The following is an 18,907-nucleotide window of genomic DNA, read 5'->3' on the forward strand; positions in this document are numbered from 1 at the left end:
TGCGGGCCTGGATCGCAGGGCGCGGCGAGACCTTCCGCACGCGGGTCGCCCGGGGTCGCGACGGCGGGTTCGGAAGGACGCGGCGCCGAGGCGTTCCGGGCGGGGGAGGCATACCCTGTGTGCATGCAGTTCTCCGGCGAAGGACCCATGGTCGACCTCACCTACTCCGACGTGTTCCTGGTGCCGCGTCACTCGGACGTGACCAGCAGGCTCCAGGTCGATCTCGCGCCGCAGGACGGCACCCCGGCGACCATCCCGCTGGTGTCCTCGAACATGAACTCGGTCACCGGCCCGCGGCTCGCCGCGACCCTCGCCCGCCGCGGCGGGATCGGCGTGCTGCCGCAGGACATGCCGCTGCAGGAGCTGGACGAGGCGATCCGCTGGGTCAAGCGCCAGCCGGTGTCCTGGGACACCCCGCTCGTGCTCTCGCCGCGGGCAACCGTGGAGGATGCGCTCCGGCTGCTGCCGGCCAGCGGCGGTCACGGGATCGTGGTCGCCGACGCGCCGCGCGGCCCGGACGGCCTCCACGTCGACGCGATCCATGGAATACTGCCCGCCGTCCGCCTCGCGTCCGCGTTGCGGGACGCCCAGCTCGGCGACCTGGTCCGCGCCGACTCCCCTTCGCTCGACGCGGAGGACGTCGCCGACCCGCGTGCGGCGTTCGACGCGATCACCGCCGTCGAGGCCGAGATGGTGTGCGTGCTGCAGCACGGTCACCTGGTGGGCACGCAGACCGCGCGCGGTGCGCTGCGCTCCACGCTGTACCGGCCCGCGGTCGACGCCGCAGGGCGTCTGGCCGTGGCCGCCGCGGTCGGGATCAACGGTGACGTCGCAGCCAAGGCCACCGCCCTGGCGGCGGCCGGGGTGGACGTGCTGGTGGTCGACACCGCGCACGGTCATCAGGAGGGGATGCTGCGGGCGCTGCGCGCGGTCGTGGCTCTCGAGCTCGGCATTCCGATCGTGGCCGGAAACATCGTCACGGCCGATGGCGTGCGCGACCTCGTCGACGCCGGCGCATCGATCCTGAAGGTCGGGGTCGGGCCCGGCGCGATGTGCACCACCCGCATGATGACGGCGGTGGGGCGCCCGCAGTTCTCCGCCGTGCTGGAGACCGCGCAGGCCGCCGCCGAGCTCGGCGCGCACGTGTGGGCGGACGGGGGAGTGCGCTACCCGCGCGACGTCGCCCTCGCCCTCGCCGCGGGGGCCGCATCGGTGATGGTCGGCTCCTGGTTCGCCGGCACGATCGAGGCTCCGGGTGAGCTGCAGAGCGACGCGGAGGGGCGCATCTACAAGGAGTCGTGGGGCATGGCCTCGACCAAGGCGGTGCAGGCGCGCTTCGGCCGTCTCGATGCGTACGAGCGTGCTCGCAAGGAGCTGTTCGCCGAAGGCATCTCGTCCTCGAAGATCTACCTGGATCCGCTCCGTCCCGGTGTCGAGGATCTGCTCGACATGATCACCTCGGGCGTGCGCTCCTCGTTCACCTACGCGGGCGCATCCTCCGTGCCCGAGTTCCACGAGCGGGCGCTTGTCGGGCTGCAATCAGCGGCAGGCTACGAGGAGGGCAAGGCGCTGCCGGTCAGCTGGTGATCGCGCCGACGACCGTTCATCCGGTCGGCATCGCCCGCGCCGAGGGAAAGTGGAGCGAGGGACGATAGAATCGTTCGCACCATGGACGACCCTCCCTCGTGTAGTACATCGCCCCACTGCCCGCTCTCCGCTTCGTCGGGGGTGACACCGTGATGGATTACATCTGGTTGGGCGTGGGGCTTCTGCTCATCGTGGGGACGGGCCTGTTCGTCGCCAGCGAGTTCGCCCTGGTCAACCTCGACCGCGCCGATCTGGAGGCGCGACGGGATCGCGGCGAGAGCCGCCTGGGCATGACCATCGCGGCGCTGAAGATCACCTCGACGCACCTGTCCTCGGCGCAGCTCGGCATCACGCTGACCACTCTGCTGACCGGTTTCACGATGGAGCCGGCGCTGTCGAACCTGCTCCGTCCGCTGCTCAGCTCGTGGGGGATCCCCGAGCCCGTCACCGTGACGATCGCCGTGATCGTCGCAATGACCGTCGCCACGATGCTGTCGATGATCCTCGGCGAACTCGTGCCGAAGAACTTCGCGATGGCGCTGCCGGTCGCGACCGCCAAGGTCGTCATCCCGTTCCAGACCGTGTTCACGATGGTGTTCCGCCCCGTCGTCGCGCTGCTGAACGGCAGCGCTAACGGCGTGCTCCGTGCCATCGGCATCGAGCCCAAGGAGGAGCTCAGCGGTGCGCGCTCGGCGGAGGAGCTCAGCTCGCTGGTGCGCCGTTCCGCGAGCGCCGGTGTGCTCGAGGAGGACACCGCGACGCTGCTGGATCGCAGCCTCGGCTTCGCGCGGCTCACGGCGGGCGACGTGATGACCCCGCGCCCGAGCATGCACGCGATCTCTGCGGCGGATTCCGCCGATGGCGTGATCGGGCTGGCCCGGCGCACCGGCCACAGCCGTTTCCCGGTGTTCGACGAGGATCTCGACGACATCACCGGCGTGGTGCACCTGAAGGCGGCCGTGTCGGTGCCGCGCGACCGCCGCACCGAGGTGCCGGTGGGCGCGCTCTCCTCCGAGCCGCTGCGCGTGCCGGAGACCGTGCACCTGGATGCGCTCGTGGCCGAGCTGCGCGGCGGTGGCTACCAGCTCGCAATCGTCGTGGACGAGTACGGCGGCACCGCGGGGATCGTGACCCTCGAGGACCTCGTCGAGGAGATCGTCGGCGAGGTGTCCGACGAGCACGACCGCAGCAGGGCCGGCGTCGTGAAGAGCCGCGACGGGATCACCTTCCCCGCGGAGCTGCGCCCCGACGAACTGCGTGCGAGCACCGGCATCGAGGTGCCGGAGGGCGACGTGTACGACACGGTCGGCGGCTACGTGATGAGCGTGCTGGAGCGGCTGCCCAAGGCCGGCGACGAAGTGCCCGTGCCGGGCGGCACCCTGCACGTCGTGCGCATGCAGGGGCGAAGGGTGGATCGGATCCGCTTCATGCCCGAGGCCACGACCGAGGAGGGGGGCGAGCGATGAGCGACTGGGCCGGAATCGCATGGCTGTTCGTGCTGCTCGCCTTCAACGCGTTCTTCGTCGCGGCGGAGTTCGCGGTGATCTCCGCGCGCCGGTCGCAGATCGAGCCGCTCGCCGAACGCGGATCCCGTTCCGCGCGCACCGCGCTGTACGCGATGGAGCACGCCACGCTCATGCTGGCGACCTCGCAGCTCGGCATCACCGTGTGCTCGCTGCTGATCCTGAACGTGTCGGAGCCCGCGATGCACCACCTGCTCGCCGCGCCCCTGGGCGCACTCGGGCTGGCCGAGGGGGCGGTGGACGCCATCGCGTTCATCATCACCCTGGTCATCGTGTCGTTCCTGCACGTGGTGTTCGGCGAGATGGTGCCGAAGAACCTCGCGTTCTCGGTGCCGGACCGGGCGGTGCTGATCCTCGCGGCGCCGCTGGTGTGGATCTCCAAGGTGTTCTATCCGGTGATCCGCGCGCTGAACGCCACCGCCAATGGCGTCGTGCGGCTTTTCGGTGTGGAGCCGAAGGACGAAGCCGCATCGACGTTCACGCTCGACGAGGTCGCCACGATCGTGGATCAGTCCCGTCGTGAGGGCATGCTGACCGACTCCGCGGGCACCGTGAGCGCGGTCGTCGAGTTCACGGACAAGGACGCACGCGACGTCGCCGTGCCGCTCGTCGGCCTCGTCACGCTGCCGCTCGGCGCGACCCCGGACGATGTGGAGCGGGCCGTCGCCAAGCACGGCTTCTCGCGCTACGTCATGGTCGACACCGAAGGGGCACCGGTGGGCTACGTGCACCTGAAGGACGTGATCCGCTCGGCCGAAGGGCCGGATGCAGCGGTGCGCGCGGCTGCGCCGATCCCCGCGAAGCGCGTCCACCAGATGGTGCCGATGCAGGAGGACACCGATCTCGAGGATGCGCTCGCGATCATGCGGCGCGCGGGGCGACACCTCGCGCAGGTGCGCAACGCGGCGGGTGAGACGACGGCGATCCTGTTCCTGGAGGACATCATCGAGGAGCTCGTCGGCGAGGTGCGCGACATCACCCGTCGCGGCTTCGGGCGCTGAGTCTCGCCCCAAGGGGGCGTTGAGCGAGCGATGCGCTCGACGACCCCTTACTGCTCAGTGCCAGCGGGCGCGCAGATACTGGTCGGGCCAGGCGACCTCTTCGCCGAGTTCGTGCGCGGCGCGCAGCCCGAAGTGCGGATCGCGCAGCCACTCCCGTCCGGCGAAGATCGCGTCCGCCGCACCCTCGGCGAGCACGGACTCGGCTTGGGCGCCGCTCGTCAGCAGCCCTACGGCGGAGGAGGGGATCCTGCCGCCCTGGCGCACGGCCGCGGCGAGCGGCACCTGGTAACCCGGGTGGACTTCGATGCGCTGGTGGGCGACGAGCCCGCCGCTGGAGACGTCGATGAGATCCGCGCCGTGCTCGACCGCCCATTCCGCCACTACGGCGGCCTCGTCCGGCGTGAAGCCGCCCGGGGCGTGGTCGGTGGCGGAGATCCGCATGAACACCGGTACATCGTCGCCCGCGACCCGGCGCACCGCGTCGGTGACCTCGAGCAGGAGCCGGGCGCGGTTCTCGAGCGAGCCGCCGTACGCGTCGTCGCGGTGGTTGCTGAGCGGCGAGAGGAACTGGTGCAGCAGGTATCCATGCGCGCCGTGGATCTCCAGCACGTCGAAGCCCGCGTCGAGGGCGCGGCGTGCAGCCACCGCGAACGCGTCGACGACGCCGGCAATGCCCGACGCGTCGAGGGCCTCGGGCGCGTCGAAGCCTTCGAACGCGATCGCCGAGGGTGCGACCGTGGTCCAGCCGCCCTGGGCTGCGGGGACGGATCCGCGCTCCTCGGCCCACGGCCACCAGGTCGAGGCCTTGCGGCCGGCATGTGCGAGCTGCACCCCGATCCGGGCGCCGCGCGCGTGCACCGCGTCGACGATCGACGCCCAGGCGTCGCGCTGCGCGTCGTTCCACAGACCGGTGTCGCGCGGGCTGATCCGGCCCTCCGGCACGACAGCGGTGGCTTCGGCCACGATGAGGCCCGCACCGCCGGAGGCGAACTGCGCGAGATGGGCGTGGTGCCATTCCTGCGGCACGCCGTCGACGGCGCTGTACATGCACATGGGCGAGACCCACAGGCGGTTGCTCAAGGTGACGGATCGGATGGTCAGCGGGGAGAACAGGTGGCTCACGGTCCGACGCTACCGGTCGCCGGACAGGTCGGGGGGCGGATCCGCGGATCCGCATCATCCGGATCCCTCGGCGGCGCGCACAGCCGCGGCCCAGTACCGTTGACGCATGCCTTTCTTCGCCGGTCCGGTGCGCCCGTGGTCGGACGACCGCACCCGCGCACTGCTGCGCGCGCCGAGCGCCGACTCCGACAAGCGCAGTCGCGGCGTCGTCGCGCTGCGCACCGGATCCGACGCGTACCCGGGCGCGGCCGTGCTCGGCGTGGAGGGCGCGTGGCGCGCCGGCTGCGGCTACGTGCGCTACGTCGGCCCGCGGCGGGCCGCGGACCTCGTGCTCGCGCGACGCCCCGAGACCGTCGCGACCGAGCCCGGCTCCGCCGCCATCCGGGCCGAGGCCTGGGTCATCGGCTCCGGCACCGATGCCGCGACCCGCTCGGAGTCGGAGACGACCGCGCTGCGTGCGCTGCTGGACGGTGCGGCCCCCGTCGTCGTCGACGCGGGAGCGCTGGATCTGCTTCCTGCAGCGAACGCCCCGGTGATCGCCACGCCGCACGCGGAGGAGTTCGTGCGGCTGCGGGCGCAGCTGGGACTCGGCGAGCTCGTCCCTGATGCCCTGCGGGATCCGTCAGCGCGCGCGAACGCGGTGAACGAGACCGCCGAGGCGCTCGGCGGCGCGGTGCTGCTCAAGGGCGCGACCACGTTGATCGCCGACGCCACCGGCGTGTTCGCCGTCGATGCGGGGACGCCGTGGCTGGCCACGGCCGGCACCGGCGACGTGCTGGCCGGCGTGATCGGCGCGCTCGTCGCTGCCGACCGTGCGGCGGGCGGGACCACGGCGCTCGCCGAGCTGGCTGCCGCTGCGGCGTGGCTGCACGGGCTTGCCGGGCGGATCGCATCGGGCACCGCATCGGGCGGCCCCGGGCGCCCGATCGTCGCACTCCAGGTGGCGGAAGGGCTGCCGGCGGCCATCGCGCTGGTCCGCAACGGCGACGAGCGGGGGCGCGTCGACGACGAACACGACGAAGAGACCCAGGAGGACCGCTCGTGACCGGTGCCGAGCCGACGGACGCGATCCGCGCCGAACCGAGCCGTCGCGACGATTCGCCGAAGGCGTCCGCAGTGCGTCGCGCGCGCCTGCCGCTCGCCGTGCTGTGGCTGGCATTCGTCATCGCGCATCTGTACGTCTCGATGATCGGGTGGCGGATGCCCGCGCTGCCGATGGGCGACACCGTCTTCGTGTACGAGCCGTGGGCGCGCAACGCTCTCGGCGGCGGCGCGATCGTCGGCATCACGGAGAGCTGGGTCTACCCTCAGCTCGCCCTCGTGCCCATGCTCATCGCTCAAGGGCTGTCGCAGCTCATCCATCCGCTGTTCCCCGGGTCCTACGCCGTCGGATCCGCGAGCTACGTCGTCGCCTGGTCGATCCTGGTGACCGCGCTCGACGCCGTCGGATTCGCATTCCTGCTGCGCGGCACCCGGGCGCGCCGCAGCCGGATCCGCCGCGGCGCCGCCCTGCTCTGGATGGTCGCGCTCGTCCTGCTCGGCCCCATCGCGATGTTCCGGATCGACGCGATCACCGTGCCGCTCGCGATCATCGGCGGTCTGTGGCTGTTCTCCCGCCCCGCGGTCGCGAGCGCTCTGTTCACGATCGGAGCCTGGATCAAGATCTGGCCCGGCGCCCTGTTCGTCGCGGCTCTTGCACTGCTGCGCGGCCGGATCCGCATGCTCGTCTCGGCGGCGATCGTCACGTTCGTGGTCGTGCTCGGGCTCGTGCTGCTGGGCGGATCCAGGAACCTCCTCGGCTTCCTCAGCCAGATGAGCGGCCGCGGGCTGCAGATCGAGGCGGTCGGCGCGACGCCGCTGCTGTGGCTCACCCAGGTCGGGGTCACTCGCATCCAGTACGACCGCCAGATCCTCACGTTCCAGCTCGCAGGTCCCGGCGTCGACGTCGTCGCTGCGGTGCTCACCCCGCTCATGGTGGTGGGCGTGGTCGCCGTGGCGGCCCTCGCGCTGTGGAGGCTGCGCGCCGGCGCCTCGGCGCGGCGTCTGCTGCCGGCGACCATGCTCGCCCTGGTCGCGATCCTGATCGCGTGCAACAAGGTCGGTTCGCCGCAGTTCCAGGTGTGGATGCTCGCGCCGCTCGTGCTGTGGTGCCTCCTCGACGGTCCTCGTGTGCGGATCCCGGCGATCCTCGTGCTCGTCGACTACGCGCTCACCCAGGCGGTCTACCCTGTCGTGTACGACCAGCTGCTGGCGGCGCAGGCCTTGCCCATCGCTCTGCTCAGCGCCCGCAACATCCTCGTCGTCGTCATCTGCGTGATCGCGATCCGCGCGATCGTGCGCACCCCGGTGCGCCGCAGAGCGCTCCTCGTCGCCGAACTCCCCGAAACCCGGAGGTCCTGATGCTCGTCGCCTTCTCCGTCGCCCCGTCCGGTTCGCCGCAGGGCGGATCCGCCTCTGATCGCCCCGAGAGCGCAGACGCCTCGGTGCACGACGCGGTCGCCGCCGCGGTGGCCGTGGTCCGCGCCTCCGGGCTCGCGCACCGCACCACGAGCATGTTCACCGAGATCGAAGGCCCCGACTGGGACACCGTCATGGACGTCGTCAAGCGCGCCACCGAGGCCGTCATGCCGTTCGGATCCCGGGTCTCCCTCGTGCTCAAGGCCGACATCCGCCCCGGCTACACCGGTGAGATCGACGGCAAGATCGCGCGTCTCGAGCAGGCCATCGAGGAGTCCGGCAGCCTCTAAGCTGGACGGATGAAACCCTCGAGCCTCTCGAGGGGTGCGGCGAAGCGGGCGCTCCTCTCCCTCGCCATCGGCAGCTTCGGCATCGGCATGACCGAGTTCGTCGCGATGGGTCTGCTGCCCAACATCGCGCAGGACCTGCTGCCCGAGCTCTGGGCGCAGAACCCGGATGAGGCCATCGGCCGTGCCGGCATCCTGGTGTCGCTCTACGCGCTGGGCGTCGTGCTCGGCGCGCCCACCATCGCCGGCCTCGTCGCGCGCTTCCCCCGCCACAAGGTCATGATCGGCCTTGCGATCGCGCTGACTCTCGGCAACGGCCTGGCCGTCGTGCTGCCGACGTTCGAGACCGTCGGCCTCGCCCGCTTCATCGCGGGCCTCCCGCATGGCGCCTATTTCGGGATCGGCGCGCTCGTCGCCTCCGATGTGCTCGGCCCGGGCAAGCGCGCCAAGGGCGTGGCCTTCATCCTGACCGGTCTCACCATCGCGAACGTGGTCGGCGTGCCCGCGGGAACCTACCTAGGGCAGCACGTCGGATGGCGCAGCGCGTTCCTCGTCGTCACGATCGTGTTCGCGCTCGCCACGGTCTGCATCGTCCTCTTCGTGCCGGAGCACGAGGGTGATCCCGGACGCACCTTCCGTGCCGAGTTGCGCGTGTTCCGCCGCCCCCAGGTCTGGTTCGCACTTGCGACTGGCGCCATCGGCTTCGGCGGGTTCTTCGCGGTCTACAGCTACATCGCTCCCGTCGTCACGGAGCGGGCGGGCGCGCCGGAATGGATGGTGCCGGTCACGCTGGTCGTGTTCGGGCTCGGCATGACCATCGGCAACCTGCTCGGCGGCGTCTTCGGCGACCGCAACCTCAGGCTTACCCTGCTGGTGGGGCTCGGCGCGATGGCCGTGGTGCTCGTGCTGCTCGCGATCCTGTCGTTCTCGATCTGGCTGCTCGTGCCGTTCTCGTTCGTGATGGCGCTGCTCTCGTCGATCCTGAGCCCGGCGATCCAGACCCGCCTCATGGAGGTCGCGGGCGACAACCAGTCCATCGCCGCGGCGCTGAACCACTCTGCACTGAACATCGGCAACAGCCTGGGCGCGTTCCTCGGCGGACTCGTGATCGCGTGGGGCTGGGGCTTCGCCGCTCCGTCCTGGGTGGGGGCCGGCCTCGCCGTCGTCGGCCTCGGAATCGCGATCGCGTCCTACGCCGTGCAGCGCCGTTTCCACACCGAGACCGGATCGGTGCGCGCGCGCGACCTGGCCTGAACAAGCCCCGATCGCCGAGCCGCCAGGGGAGCGAACCCCGGCGCGTCCTAGCATGGGCGGATGAGCTCCGCCCCTGATCGTGATGCGGCCGTCGAGGACCTGCCCGTCGCAGGCACCGCGGTGATCCTCCGTGACGCAGCGGAGGGCATGGAGGTGCTGATGCTGCGCCGCCCCGACCGCGGTTCGTTCCCGGGCGCGTGGGTGTTCCCCGGCGGCATGATCGAGCCGGGTGATCGGATCCCGGGAGCCGACGAGCTCGAGGACGCCTGCCGCGCCGCCGTGCGCGAGACGGCTGAGGAGGTGGGCCTGGAGCTCGAACGGCTGGTGCCACTGTCCTGCTGGGTGCCGCCGGCCGGGATCCCGAAACGTGTGCGGACCTGGTTCTTCCTCGCGGCGGATCCGGGCGGCGTGATCCGTCCGGCTGTGCACGAGGTGGTAACGACGCGGTGGCTGGCACCGGAGGCCGCGCTCGCCGCGCGGGACGCCGGAGAGATCGCGCTGATGCCGCCGACCTGGCGCACCCTGGACGCGCTGTGCGGTGCGACCGGCGTGGAGGAGGCTCTGACCCGCATTCAGGATCCGGCCGTCTTCCGCACCCGGATGCAGGCGACCGCGGCAGGCACCCTCTTCTTCTGGGACGGCGACGAGCTCGCCGGTGCGGCGACGGGCGCCAGGGAGCGCCTGGTCGCAGAGGATCCGGTCTGGCGGTTCGAGCGCCTCTGATCGATGGCGGCGCCCGTCGACGACGCGCCCCGTCGCGGGCGCGGGGCCCGGGCTCCCGGAATTGCGGACGGACCGTCGCATCACGGCAGGGCCGACCGAGCCACGGCGTCAGGAGCCGAGCAGCCGTTCCAGGTGCCGGCCGACGCCTTCGGTCTCGATGAGGAAGCCGTCGTGGCCGAAGTCGCTCGCGAGGACGATCGCCTCGTTGCCGTCCAGCGTGTGCGGGATGCCCCGGGCGATGCGGTGCTGACCGTCGACCGGGAACAGCCGGTCGGTGTCGATGCCGAGCACGAGCGTCCTCGCCGTCACCCGCTTGAGGGCATCCTCGACGCCCCCGCGGTCGCGCCCGGTGTCGTGCGAGTTCATCGCCTCCACGAGCGTGAGGTAGCTGTTCGCGTCGAAGCGCCGGGTGAACTTGTTGCCGTGGAAGTCGAGGTAGCTCTCCACGGCGTAGCGACCGCCCTGGCCGAGCGGCGACACGTCGGACTGCCAGGAGCGCTGGAACCGCTGGTTCAGCTCGATCGGGCTCCGGTAGTTCAACAGCGCCATCCGCCGCGCCAGGGCGAGGCCGCGGTGCGGACCCTCGCCGACGGGCGCGTCGTAGTACTCGCCGCCCGCGAAACGCGGATCCATCCGCACCGTCTCCAGCTGCACGAAGTTCAGCGCGAGCTGGTCGGCGGTGGTCACCGGGGGAGAGGACAGGATCGCGAGGCGCTCGACTCGGTCGGGCTGGCCGACCGCCCACTCCAGGGCGTGCATGCCGCCCATGGATCCGCCGATCACCGCGCCCCAGCGCTCGATGCCGAGCACGTCCGCGAGCAGCACCTGGGCGGCGACCTGGTCGCGGATCGTGAGGTAGGGGAAGCGTGAGGCCCATTCGTAGCCGTCGGGGGCGATGCTCGCCGGCCCGGTGGAGCCCTGGCACCCGCCGAGCATGTTCGGGGCGATCACGAACCACTCGTCGGTGTCGATGGCGCAGCCCGGGCCGACGATCTCGCCCCACCAGCCGCTCGTCGCGTGTCCGCGGCCCGCCTCGCCGACGACGTGGCTGTCTCCGGTGAGCGCGTGCAGGATGAGGATCGCGTTGTCGCGCGCCTCGTTCAGCGTGCCCCAGGACTCGTACGCGATGCGGATCAGCGGAAGCTCCGCGCCTCCCTCGGTGCGGAACGGCCCGAAGGCCTCGAACCGGCGATCGCCCGCCGGATCGCCGTCGCGCCAGGCGCCGGTGGACGGCGGGCGGGCGCGCAGCAGGCGGGCGTCCGCCTCCGACACGCGTGCCGAGGGCACCGTGTCCTCCGAGGTCGTCTGCCAGTCCATGGATCCATTCTCCCGGGTGCGGCCGGGTGGGTGCGGAAGGTTACGGATCCGGGGCGAGGAGGGGCGGGGTGGCGCCCCCTCTGCGCCCCTCTGCGCGTCGGCGCCTCCTTTGCGCATCCGCGCCCCCTCTGAGCATCCGCGCCCCCTTGCAGCGGCGCCCATCCGCGGGGGCGTGGATGCCACGAGGGGGCGCCGACGGTGTGTCTCACGCGGGGGGACGGACGCCGAAGGCGTTCAAGCGGGCCGAGAGCGTGTCGGGCGTGCGGATGTGGCGGTCCTCCCAGCGGGCGAATCGCCATCCAGTGACACCGCGGACGTCGTCCTCGCGGCGTTTCTCCGCAATGACCGCATCCTCGGCGGTGCGGGCGCCACGGACCTCCGGATCCATGTACTTGCCCTGACCGTCGAACTCTCCGAACACCCTGTTGCGCGGGAATCCGAAATCGAGCCAGTAGTCGTCCCCCTCCGCCCCGGTGACGTGCACCTGGAGATCAAGGCCGGAGAAGCCGATGCGGTGCAGTTGCAGGCGGCTCACGCTTTCTCCCGGCAGCTGTGCGCGGCCGTCCGCGAAGTCGAGGATCCTGCGTGCCTGGCGGACGCCGCGGGCGTGGACAGCGGCAGCGCGATGAGACATCCGTTCATGCCACGCGACGGCACGAGCCGCATCGTATCGATGCCCTTCCACGGCGACGCGCCGCAGCGCAGCGTCGGCTGCGGAGAGACTCGCGTCGGCTGTCGCCGTGCAGGCCAGGGCAAGCACGGTGCGCTCGACAGAGGTGCATCTGATCCCCCCGATCTCGACGATGTCGGAATCGTCGATCGCGACGTAGTGCTGTGCGATGCCGGATCGGGTGCGACCGTGCCGGTTCCCGAGGATGACGGTGTGCACGTTCTTCGGCGCGAGGCGGTACACCGGCAGTCCATGCACGACAGCGGCCGATGGACCCCAGAACACGGGACCCGGCGGGTCCGCGTTGAGGTGGGCGGCGATCACGGCGACGAGGTGCTTGCCTTCGTCCCAGAGGCCGTCATACCCGACGGCGTCGATGTAGCGGTCGCGCCGCACTCGGAGCACCAGACCGGTGCGGACCAGCTCACGGATTTCGCGATCGGTGCGCCCGGAGCTCAGGAGATCCGCACGGGTCTGCAGAAGGTCGTGCGCCTGCGCCAGGCCGATGGAGGTCTTCATCGTCCCAGCGTGACCGGCGTCGCACACCGGTGGGATGTGCTGCACGCATCCGGTGGCAAGACCGCATCGCCCGGGGAATGTGTGGACCGGATGCGGCTGCGTCATCCGAGGCTGTATCGGCCGCGATTCGCGGGGCGCCGTTCGCATCGGCGCCCCCGTGCAGTATCCGCACCCCCACGCAGTGGGGGCGTGGATGCCCACGGGGGCGTGGATGCCCAGCGGGGGGCGTGGACACCCGGGAGGGGGCGTGGATGCCCAGCGGGGGCGTGGACACCCGGAGGGGGCGTGGACGCCCAGCGCCGCGGGTGAGAGGGGGCACCGACGTACAAGACGATGGGATGCACAGGGCCCCGGGAACACGGGAGCGCCCCGGATCCGAAGATCCGGGGCGCTCCCGTCTCTGAGGAGGAGTCGTCAGGCGCGTGCGGCCTCGGAGACCTTGCGCGCCGCGGCCAGGGCCTGGTCCAGGTCCGCCTTGAGGTCCTCGATGTTCTCCAGGCCGACCGACAGGCGCACGAGTCCCGGGGTCACGCCCGTGGTGAGCTGCTGCTCGGGGGTGAGCTGGGCGTGCGTGGTGGAGGCCGGGTGGATCACCAGCGACCGGACGTCGCCGATGTTGGCGAGGTGGCTGAACAGGGTGAGGCTGTTCACGAACTCGCGGCCGGCGTCCACGCCGCCCTTCAGCTCGAACGAGAGGACCGCGCCGACGCCCTTCGGGGCGTAGGTGTTCGCGGCGGCGTACCACGGCGACGTGGGCAGCCCCGAGTAGTTCACGCTGGCGACGTCGTCGCGGCCGTCCAGCCACTCGGCGATCTCCTGGGCGTTCTGCACGTGGCGCTCGATGCGCAGCGACAGCGTCTCGATGCCCTGGATGAGGTTCCAGGCGCTCTGCGGCGCGATCGCGGATCCGAGGTCGCGGAGCAGCTGCACGCGGGCCTTGATGATGTAGGCGAGGCCATCGCCGACGGCCGCCGTGTAGCTGGCGCCGTGGTACGACGGGTCCGGCTCGGTGAGACCCGGGAACTTCTCCACGTTCTGCGACCAGGCGAAGGAGCCGCCGTCGATGATCGCGCCGCCGATCGTCGTGCCGTGGCCGCCGAGGAACTTGGTGACCGAGTGCACGACGATGTCGGCGCCGTGCTCGAACGGGCGGATCAGGTACGGGGTTGCGATCGTGTTGTCGACGATGAGCGGCACGCCCGCCTCGTGCGCGGCGCCGGCGACGCCCTTGATGTCGAGGACGTTGATCTGCGGGTTGCCGATGGTCTCCGCGAAGAACAGCTTGGTGTTGGGACGGACCGCGCGGCGCCACTCTTCGATGTCGTCCTGGTTCTCGACGAACGTGACCTCGATGCCGAGCTTGGCGAGCGTGTACTTGAAGAGGTTGTAGGTGCCGCCGTAGATCGAGGAACTCGAGACGAAGTGGTCACCGGCCTGGGCGATGTTGAGGATCGCGAAGGTCGAGGCGGCCTGACCCGACGCGAGCACGAGGGCGCCGGTGCCGCCCTCGAGAGCGGCGAGGCGCTGCTCGAGCACATCCTGCGTCGGGTTCTGGATGCGGGTGTAGATGTTGCCGAACTCGGCCAGTGCGAACAGGTTCGCCGCGTGGTCCGCGTTGTCGAACACGTACGACGTGGTCTGGTAGATCGGCGTGGCGCGGGCCTTGGTGACGGGATCCGGGGCAGCGCCGGAGTGGATCTGCTTGGTCTCGAAGCGCCAGTTCTCTGCAGCGGTCATGAGTGTCTCCTTCAGGATCAGCGACACCGAACCGCGTCGCAGGGCAGTGGGCCGTGGCTTCGACGGGCGCGAGAACCGGTGGCGTTGTATCGAGAGTACGAACCCGCGGCCGCTGTCAACAAGGCCGCGGAAATGTGACGTAACAGGGATCGGCCGCATGATTCCGCGGATCCGGAGGTCGCATCGACGATGGGCTGTCGTCGATGCGCGCGCGTGGATCCCGTAGCGTTGACGCATGGCGAACAGCGCGATGAACGACAGTCCCCACAACAGCAGACGTGCGGTGGTGACGGGGGCGAGCACCGGGATCGGCGAAGCGACGGTGCGGGCGCTGCGGGCGAGTGGCTGGGACGTCGTCGGCGTCGCGCGCCGCGAGGACCGCCTGCAGGCGCTCGCCGCGGAGACCGGATCGACGGCGTACGCCGCCGACCTCACCGACGCGGAACAGATCGCGGGTCTCGCGGAGCACCTGGCGCAGACCGGACCGCTGCACGCGGTCGTGCACGTCGCGGGTGGCGCCCGCGGCACGGAGCGGGTCGAGGACGGATCCGCGGAGAAGTGGCGGTGGATGTTCGAGGCGAACGTGCTCGCGGTGCAGCAACTCACCGCGGCCCTGCTGCCGCAACTGCGTGCCGCCGCGTCGCACGGCGGTCACGCCGACCTGCTGTTCCTCACCTCGACCGCGGCCCGCCAGTCGTATCCGGGCGGATCCGGATACAACGCGGCGAAGGCGGCGGAGTCGATGATCCCGCAGGTGCTGCGCCAGGAGCTCAACGGCGAGCCGATCCGGGTCACCGAGATCGCACCGGGTCTCGTGCACACCGAGGAGTTCGCCCTGCGCCGCCTCGGCGGCGATGAGGTCGCCGCGGAGGCCGTCTATTCGGGCGTCGAGGCGCCGCTGGTCGCTGCGGATGTGGCCGACCTGATCGCCTACGCCTTGAACGCGCCGGGGCACGTGAACCTCGACCTCGTCGTGATCCGCCCGGTGGCCCAGGCCGCGGCGCACCTGCTCGCGCGCGGGCCGCTGCGCCCGCGCGGGGAGGACTGACCATGGGCGTGCACCTGATCGGCGGCGGCTTCGGCCGCGCCGCCTTCGCGCCGTTCACCGCCGAGGTGCAGGCCGTCGCGGCCGCGAAGGGGGTCGACGTGCCGCGCGTGGCCGTCGTCACCGTGCGCGAGGACGCTCATCCGGGTCACGCCGGTGATCTCGTCGAAGCGCTCACCGGCGACGGCGCGATCGCTCTCGACACCCGCGTGACGACCGTCGGACTGACGGATCTGGTGGATCCGGGTGTCTTCGACGATGTCGACGCGATCGTGATCGGGGGCGGGCTGACCCCGGCCTACCACGCGGCCCTCGAAGCCGGATATGACGTGATCCGCACCGCGGTGCAGGGCGGCACACCGTATCTCGGCTTTTCGGCCGGTGCCATGATCGCCGCCGAGCGCGCGATCCTCGGCGGCTGGCGGATCGGAGAGGTCGCGATCGCCCCGGAGGAGACCGCCGAGGATCTCGACGAGATCACCGTCGTGCCTGGGATCGGCCTGGTCGACGTGTCGATCGACGTGCACGTCGCGCAGTGGGGCACGCTCAGTCGCCTCATCGCCGCCACCGAGGCCGGCGCCGTCGACGGCGGGCTGGGGATCGACGAGAGCACCGTGCTCATCGCCGACGCGGAGGGCCTGCGGATCGCGGGGGAGGGCAGCGTCTGGCGGGTGTTCCCCGGAACCGAGGGCGTGACCGTCTCGAGCGATCGGGCGGCGCTCTGATGCCCAGGACGCTCGCCGATCTCGCCGCGGACGGCCAGCTCGATGCCGGCTGGGCCGAGGCCCTGGCACCTGTCGCCCCGCTCGTCGCCGAGCTCGGAGACCGGCTGCGCGCTGAGACGGCCGCCGGACGTGGCTATCTCCCGGCCGGGCAGAACGTGCTGCGCGCGTTCGCCCGCCCGCTGGCCGATGTCAAGGTGCTGATCGTGGGTCAGGATCCGTATCCCACCCCCGGGCATCCGATCGGCCTGTCCTTCGCCGTGGACAAGGCGGTGCGCCCGTTGCCGCGCAGCCTCGGCAACATCTACCGCGAGCTGGAGACCGACCTCGGAATCGCGCCGGCCGTGCACGGCGATCTCTCGGCGTGGAGCGATCAGGGCGTCATGCTGCTGAACAGGGTGCTCACGGTGCGCCCCGGCACACCCGCCTCGCACCGCGGCTGGGGCTGGGAGAAGGTCACCGAGCTCGCGATCCGCAGCCTCGTCGCCCGCGACGCCCCGCTCGTTGCGGTGCTCTGGGGCCGCGATGCCGAAGGGCTGCGCCCCCTGCTGGGTTCGACCCCGGTCATCGCCTCCGCGCACCCGTCGCCGCTGTCCGCGAGCCGCGGGTTCTTCGGATCCCGGCCGTTCTCGCGGGTCAACACCTTGCTCGAGGAGCAGGGCGCGGACCCCGTCGACTGGAGGATCGCATGAGCGACACCCCGGCCGCGCCGCAGGCCCGCACGGATGCGTCGAGCGCGCCCGCGCGGATCCGGCCGGTGCAGGATTCGAATCTCCCCGCGATCAGGGATATCTACAACCACTACGTGCGCACGAGCACCGTCACCTTCGACGAGGAGGAGACGGATCTGGCGGTCTGGGAGCACAAGCGCGAGCTCCTCGCGGAGACGGGGCTGCCGTTCCTCGTCGCGGCGGACGCCGACGGCGGGGTGCTCGGCTTCGCATACGCCCAGCACTGGCGCGCGAAATCCGCCTATCGGTTCAGCGCCGAGAACACGATCTACCTGAGCCCGGACGCTGCAGGACGCGGATTGGGCAAGGCGCTGCTGGAGGCTCTGCTGGACGCGTCAGCCCGGGCCGGGCTGCACGAGCTCATCGCCGTGATCGAGCCCACGGCGGCCGGGGCGTCGATCGCGCTGCACCGTCGCTACGGGTTCGTGGATGCCGGGCACCTGAAGGGCGTCGGCGTGAAGTTCGGCCGCACCCTGGACGTGCTGTTCCTGCAGAAGTCGCTCTAGGGCCGCAGGTCAGCTCAGCAGTTCGCCCTCGCGCATGCGCTCCCACAGCGCGAGTCGCGTGTGCGCGGGCTCGCCGATCCTTTCGAGCACAAGGTTGAGCAGCTGCTCGTTCAGCATGAACGCCGCCGAGTCGCTCTGGAACGCGTGATCGGTCGAGCTCGCGACGTCGAGCACGACGTCGGCGCGGGGCGCGATCGGGCATTCCAGACCATCGGTGACGAGCAGCAGCGCGACCCCGCGGCGCTTCGCCGCCGCGGCGAGGTCGGCCGCGCTGCGCTGGTAGCGGTGGAAGTCGAACAGCACCAGCACATCGCGCGGGGTCATGTCGACGACGGCACCGAGGTCATGTCCCGAGGGGTCGTTGAACATGCGCACCCCCGCGCGCAGCTCCTGCAGGTGCGTGCCGAGGTGGAACGCCGCGAGATAGGTGAAGCGGCCCCCGGTGAGGAGGATGCGCCGACCGGGATCCGCGAGCAGGTCGACGGCGGCGGCGTACGAGGCATCGGGGATCCGAGCGAACGACTCGAGGGTGCGCTCGGCCTGCACGGTCGCATCGCGCACCACGACCTCGCGCGGCGTGCCGGCCTCTGCCGGGGCGCTCAGCCGCACGAGCGGACCGGAGGAGCGTCGGGTCAGCTCGTCGCGCAGCGCACGCTGGAACTCCGTGAACCCGCCGAAACCCAGGCTCTGCGCGAAGCGCAGCACGGTGGGAGGGCTCACTCCGGCACGCTCCGCCAGGTCGGCCAGAGTGGACAGGCCTGCACTCGGGTAGTCGGCGAGCAGCACGCGGCCGACCTGGCGCCCGGCACGGCTGAGCTCGGGCAACGATGCGGCGACCAGGTCGGAGAGGGTGTCGTCGTCGGCCATAGGGCTCAGTCTGTCACGCGGGGCTCGCGTGCCGGGCGTCGAGGGACTCCGTGCGCATCGTTCCGTCGCCCAGCTGCACTGTCGTGACCGATTCGGCGGGCAGGGGCGTCCAGCCGGTTCCGGCCACGCCGGTCGAACTGATCAGCACGGCGCCGTCAGCGGAGCGCTTCCATCGCAACGCGAAGTAGTCCTCGTTGTGCTCGTCGGGCAGGCCCCCGAGCTGGGCGATCTCGTCGAGGTCGTCGTCGGGCAGCACGCTGCGGGCGCTCGCGTGGACCACGACGAGCCGCTCGCGGTCGAGCAGGATCGCGTTGAGGCTGGACAGGGGGAACGCCTCGCGCAAACGTCGCACCACCTGCAAGGTGGCGCCGGGCAGATCGAGGCCGGCATCGAGCTGTTCCTGGATGAGCACGAAGTACATCTCGCTGTCGGTGTCGCCGGTCATGCGGGCGAGGGACTCCGTCGAGAGCATCGCGCGGGCCCGGTCGATCGGCTTGAGGGATCCGTTGTGCTCGAAGGAGACGTCGCCGAGCCGGAACGGGTGGGCGTTGCACAGCTCGACGGGCAGGCCGAGGGTCGCCCAGCGCAGGTGCATCATCGCGGCGTGGCCGGCCGTGCCGATCGTGCGCCGGAAATCGGGGTCGGCGGCGGCGGACAGAGGCGACTTGCGGACGACGGGTGCGTCGCCGAGGTGCTCCACACCGGCCCAGCCCCAGCCGTCTCCGTGCAGCCGCGCCAGAGAGAGGAAGCTCTCGATGCCGTCCTCGCCGAGCTCGCGGTCGGCGGTGGACGTGCCGGGCGACACGTACGCGAACAGGCGACACATGGGAGACCTCCGC

18 protein-coding genes are annotated in these 18,907 nt (G+C 71.3%); 12 read left to right on the forward strand and 6 right to left on the reverse strand.

From position 1 onward, the window contains the following. Positions 1-123: 123 nt before the first annotated feature. From AB4078_RS08430 to AB4078_RS08440, 3 genes are all read left to right on the forward strand, one after another. Entirely contained in the window at positions 124-1,587 is a 1,464-nt protein-coding gene (locus AB4078_RS08430) for a GuaB1 family IMP dehydrogenase-related protein (RefSeq protein ID WP_441976733.1), read from the forward strand. Positions 1,588-1,739: 152 nt separating this feature from the next. Continuing rightward, positions 1,740-3,053: a hemolysin family protein gene (locus AB4078_RS08435; RefSeq protein ID WP_440732448.1), complete on the forward strand. Its 1,314-nt coding sequence runs from the start codon at positions 1,740-1,742 to the stop codon at positions 3,051-3,053. After that, positions 3,050-4,111: a hemolysin family protein gene (locus AB4078_RS08440; protein WP_441976734.1), complete on the forward strand. Its 1,062-nt coding sequence runs from the start codon at positions 3,050-3,052 to the stop codon at positions 4,109-4,111. Before AB4078_RS08435 ends, AB4078_RS08440 begins: the two co-directional genes overlap by 4 nt. A 54-nt stretch (positions 4,112-4,165) precedes the next feature. Here the strand turns inward: AB4078_RS08440 and AB4078_RS08445 are convergent, their stop codons facing one another. After that, positions 4,166-5,233, reverse strand: a complete 1,068-nt coding sequence (locus tag AB4078_RS08445; protein ID WP_441976735.1) for an NADH:flavin oxidoreductase/NADH oxidase — start codon at positions 5,231-5,233, stop codon at positions 4,166-4,168. A gap of 106 nt (positions 5,234-5,339) precedes the next feature. On the opposite strand from AB4078_RS08445, the gene AB4078_RS08450 reads away from it, so the two are divergent. The 5 genes from AB4078_RS08450 to AB4078_RS08470 are packed head-to-tail and all read left to right on the forward strand — an operon-like array spanning position 5,340 to position 9,954. Continuing rightward, positions 5,340-6,278 carry an ADP-dependent NAD(P)H-hydrate dehydratase gene (locus tag AB4078_RS08450; protein WP_440732275.1) on the forward strand — a complete coding sequence of 313 codons (939 nt, stop codon included), beginning with the start codon at positions 5,340-5,342 and terminating at the stop codon, positions 6,276-6,278. Continuing rightward, a complete protein-coding gene (locus AB4078_RS08455; protein ID WP_441976736.1) occupies positions 6,275-7,633 on the forward strand; it encodes a hypothetical protein in 1,359 nt (452 codons plus the stop codon). The genes AB4078_RS08450 and AB4078_RS08455 overlap by 4 nt, the downstream gene beginning before the upstream one ends. Continuing rightward, positions 7,633-7,980 (forward strand): thiamine-binding protein, encoded by a 348-nt coding sequence (locus AB4078_RS08460; RefSeq protein ID WP_441976737.1) that lies wholly within the window; start codon positions 7,633-7,635, stop codon positions 7,978-7,980. Before AB4078_RS08455 ends, AB4078_RS08460 begins: the two co-directional genes overlap by 1 nt. A gap of 9 nt (positions 7,981-7,989) precedes the next feature. Further along, complete coding sequence (locus AB4078_RS08465) at positions 7,990-9,231, forward strand: MFS transporter (protein WP_441976738.1); 1,242 nt, start codon at positions 7,990-7,992, stop codon at positions 9,229-9,231. Positions 9,232-9,291: 60 nt separating this feature from the next. Continuing rightward, positions 9,292-9,954, forward strand: a complete 663-nt coding sequence (locus AB4078_RS08470; RefSeq protein WP_441976739.1) for an NUDIX hydrolase — start codon at positions 9,292-9,294, stop codon at positions 9,952-9,954. Between the two features lie 108 nt (positions 9,955-10,062). Here the strand turns inward: AB4078_RS08470 and metX are convergent, their stop codons facing one another. The 3 genes from metX to AB4078_RS08485 form a co-directional block, all read right to left on the reverse strand. Continuing rightward, positions 10,063-11,271: a homoserine O-acetyltransferase MetX gene (gene metX, locus AB4078_RS08475; protein ID WP_441976740.1), complete on the reverse strand. Its 1,209-nt coding sequence runs from the start codon at positions 11,269-11,271 to the stop codon at positions 10,063-10,065. Positions 11,272-11,476: 205 nt separating this feature from the next. Continuing rightward, positions 11,477-12,460, reverse strand: coding sequence for a hypothetical protein (locus tag AB4078_RS08480; protein ID WP_441976741.1), 984 nt, complete (start codon positions 12,458-12,460; stop codon positions 11,477-11,479). Positions 12,461-12,874: 414 nt separating this feature from the next. After that, positions 12,875-14,197, reverse strand: a complete 1,323-nt coding sequence (locus tag AB4078_RS08485) for a bifunctional o-acetylhomoserine/o-acetylserine sulfhydrylase (protein ID WP_440732268.1) — start codon at positions 14,195-14,197, stop codon at positions 12,875-12,877. Positions 14,198-14,432: 235 nt separating this feature from the next. On the opposite strand from AB4078_RS08485, the gene AB4078_RS08490 reads away from it, so the two are divergent. The 4 genes from AB4078_RS08490 to AB4078_RS08505 are packed head-to-tail and all read left to right on the forward strand — an operon-like array spanning position 14,433 to position 17,201. After that, positions 14,433-15,245: an SDR family oxidoreductase gene (locus AB4078_RS08490; protein WP_441976742.1), complete on the forward strand. Its 813-nt coding sequence runs from the start codon at positions 14,433-14,435 to the stop codon at positions 15,243-15,245. 2 nt (positions 15,246-15,247) lie between these two features. Then, entirely contained in the window at positions 15,248-15,967 is a 720-nt protein-coding gene (locus AB4078_RS08495) for a Type 1 glutamine amidotransferase-like domain-containing protein (protein ID WP_441976743.1), read from the forward strand. Continuing rightward, on the forward strand, positions 15,967-16,656 hold the full coding sequence (locus AB4078_RS08500) for a uracil-DNA glycosylase (protein ID WP_441976744.1): 690 nt from the start codon (positions 15,967-15,969) through the stop codon (positions 16,654-16,656). The genes AB4078_RS08495 and AB4078_RS08500 overlap by 1 nt, the downstream gene beginning before the upstream one ends. After that, entirely contained in the window at positions 16,653-17,201 is a 549-nt protein-coding gene (locus AB4078_RS08505; RefSeq protein ID WP_441976745.1) for a GNAT family N-acetyltransferase, read from the forward strand. Before AB4078_RS08500 ends, AB4078_RS08505 begins: the two co-directional genes overlap by 4 nt. A gap of 9 nt (positions 17,202-17,210) precedes the next feature. On the opposite strand, the gene AB4078_RS08510 is transcribed toward AB4078_RS08505, so the two are convergent. Together AB4078_RS08510 and AB4078_RS08515 are read right to left on the reverse strand one after the other, a co-directional pair. Further along, positions 17,211-18,068, reverse strand: coding sequence for a MurR/RpiR family transcriptional regulator (locus AB4078_RS08510; RefSeq protein WP_441976746.1), 858 nt, complete (start codon positions 18,066-18,068; stop codon positions 17,211-17,213). A 13-nt stretch (positions 18,069-18,081) separates the two neighbouring features. Beyond that, positions 18,082-18,894, reverse strand: coding sequence for a class II glutamine amidotransferase (locus AB4078_RS08515; protein ID WP_441976747.1), 813 nt, complete (start codon positions 18,892-18,894; stop codon positions 18,082-18,084). Between the last annotated feature and the right edge of the window lie 13 nt (positions 18,895-18,907).

It is taken from the genome of Microbacterium sp. 2MCAF23, from assembly GCF_052115565.1.
In the GTDB taxonomy this organism is placed as follows: domain Bacteria; phylum Actinomycetota; class Actinomycetes; order Actinomycetales; family Microbacteriaceae; genus Microbacterium.

Excerpts from the sequence above, each read along its gene's own strand:
- AB4078_RS08485 (WP_440732268.1), bottom strand. The coding sequence starts at position 14,197 with ATGACCGCTGCAGAGAACTGGCGCTTCGAGACCAAGCAGATCCACTCC.
- AB4078_RS08440 (WP_441976734.1), top strand. The coding sequence starts at position 3,050 with ATGAGCGACTGGGCCGGAATCGCATGGCTGTTCGTGCTGCTCGCCTTC.
- metX (WP_441976740.1), bottom strand. The coding sequence starts at position 11,271 with ATGGACTGGCAGACGACCTCGGAGGACACGGTGCCCTCGGCACGCGTG.
- AB4078_RS08515 (WP_441976747.1), bottom strand. The coding sequence starts at position 18,894 with ATGTGTCGCCTGTTCGCGTACGTGTCGCCCGGCACGTCCACCGCCGAC.
- AB4078_RS08470 (WP_441976739.1), top strand. The coding sequence starts at position 9,292 with ATGAGCTCCGCCCCTGATCGTGATGCGGCCGTCGAGGACCTGCCCGTC.
- AB4078_RS08495 (WP_441976743.1), top strand. The coding sequence starts at position 15,248 with ATGGGCGTGCACCTGATCGGCGGCGGCTTCGGCCGCGCCGCCTTCGCG.
- AB4078_RS08435 (WP_440732448.1), top strand. The coding sequence starts at position 1,740 with ATGGATTACATCTGGTTGGGCGTGGGGCTTCTGCTCATCGTGGGGACG.
- AB4078_RS08490 (WP_441976742.1), top strand. The coding sequence starts at position 14,433 with ATGGCGAACAGCGCGATGAACGACAGTCCCCACAACAGCAGACGTGCG.
- AB4078_RS08460 (WP_441976737.1), top strand. The coding sequence starts at position 7,633 with ATGCTCGTCGCCTTCTCCGTCGCCCCGTCCGGTTCGCCGCAGGGCGGA.
- AB4078_RS08500 (WP_441976744.1), top strand. The coding sequence starts at position 15,967 with ATGCCCAGGACGCTCGCCGATCTCGCCGCGGACGGCCAGCTCGATGCC.
- AB4078_RS08465 (WP_441976738.1), top strand. The coding sequence starts at position 7,990 with ATGAAACCCTCGAGCCTCTCGAGGGGTGCGGCGAAGCGGGCGCTCCTC.
- AB4078_RS08510 (WP_441976746.1), bottom strand. The coding sequence starts at position 18,068 with ATGGCCGACGACGACACCCTCTCCGACCTGGTCGCCGCATCGTTGCCC.
- AB4078_RS08430 (WP_441976733.1), top strand. The coding sequence starts at position 124 with ATGCAGTTCTCCGGCGAAGGACCCATGGTCGACCTCACCTACTCCGAC.
- AB4078_RS08480 (WP_441976741.1), bottom strand. The coding sequence starts at position 12,460 with ATGAAGACCTCCATCGGCCTGGCGCAGGCGCACGACCTTCTGCAGACC.
- AB4078_RS08505 (WP_441976745.1), top strand. The coding sequence starts at position 16,653 with ATGAGCGACACCCCGGCCGCGCCGCAGGCCCGCACGGATGCGTCGAGC.
- AB4078_RS08450 (WP_440732275.1), top strand. The coding sequence starts at position 5,340 with ATGCCTTTCTTCGCCGGTCCGGTGCGCCCGTGGTCGGACGACCGCACC.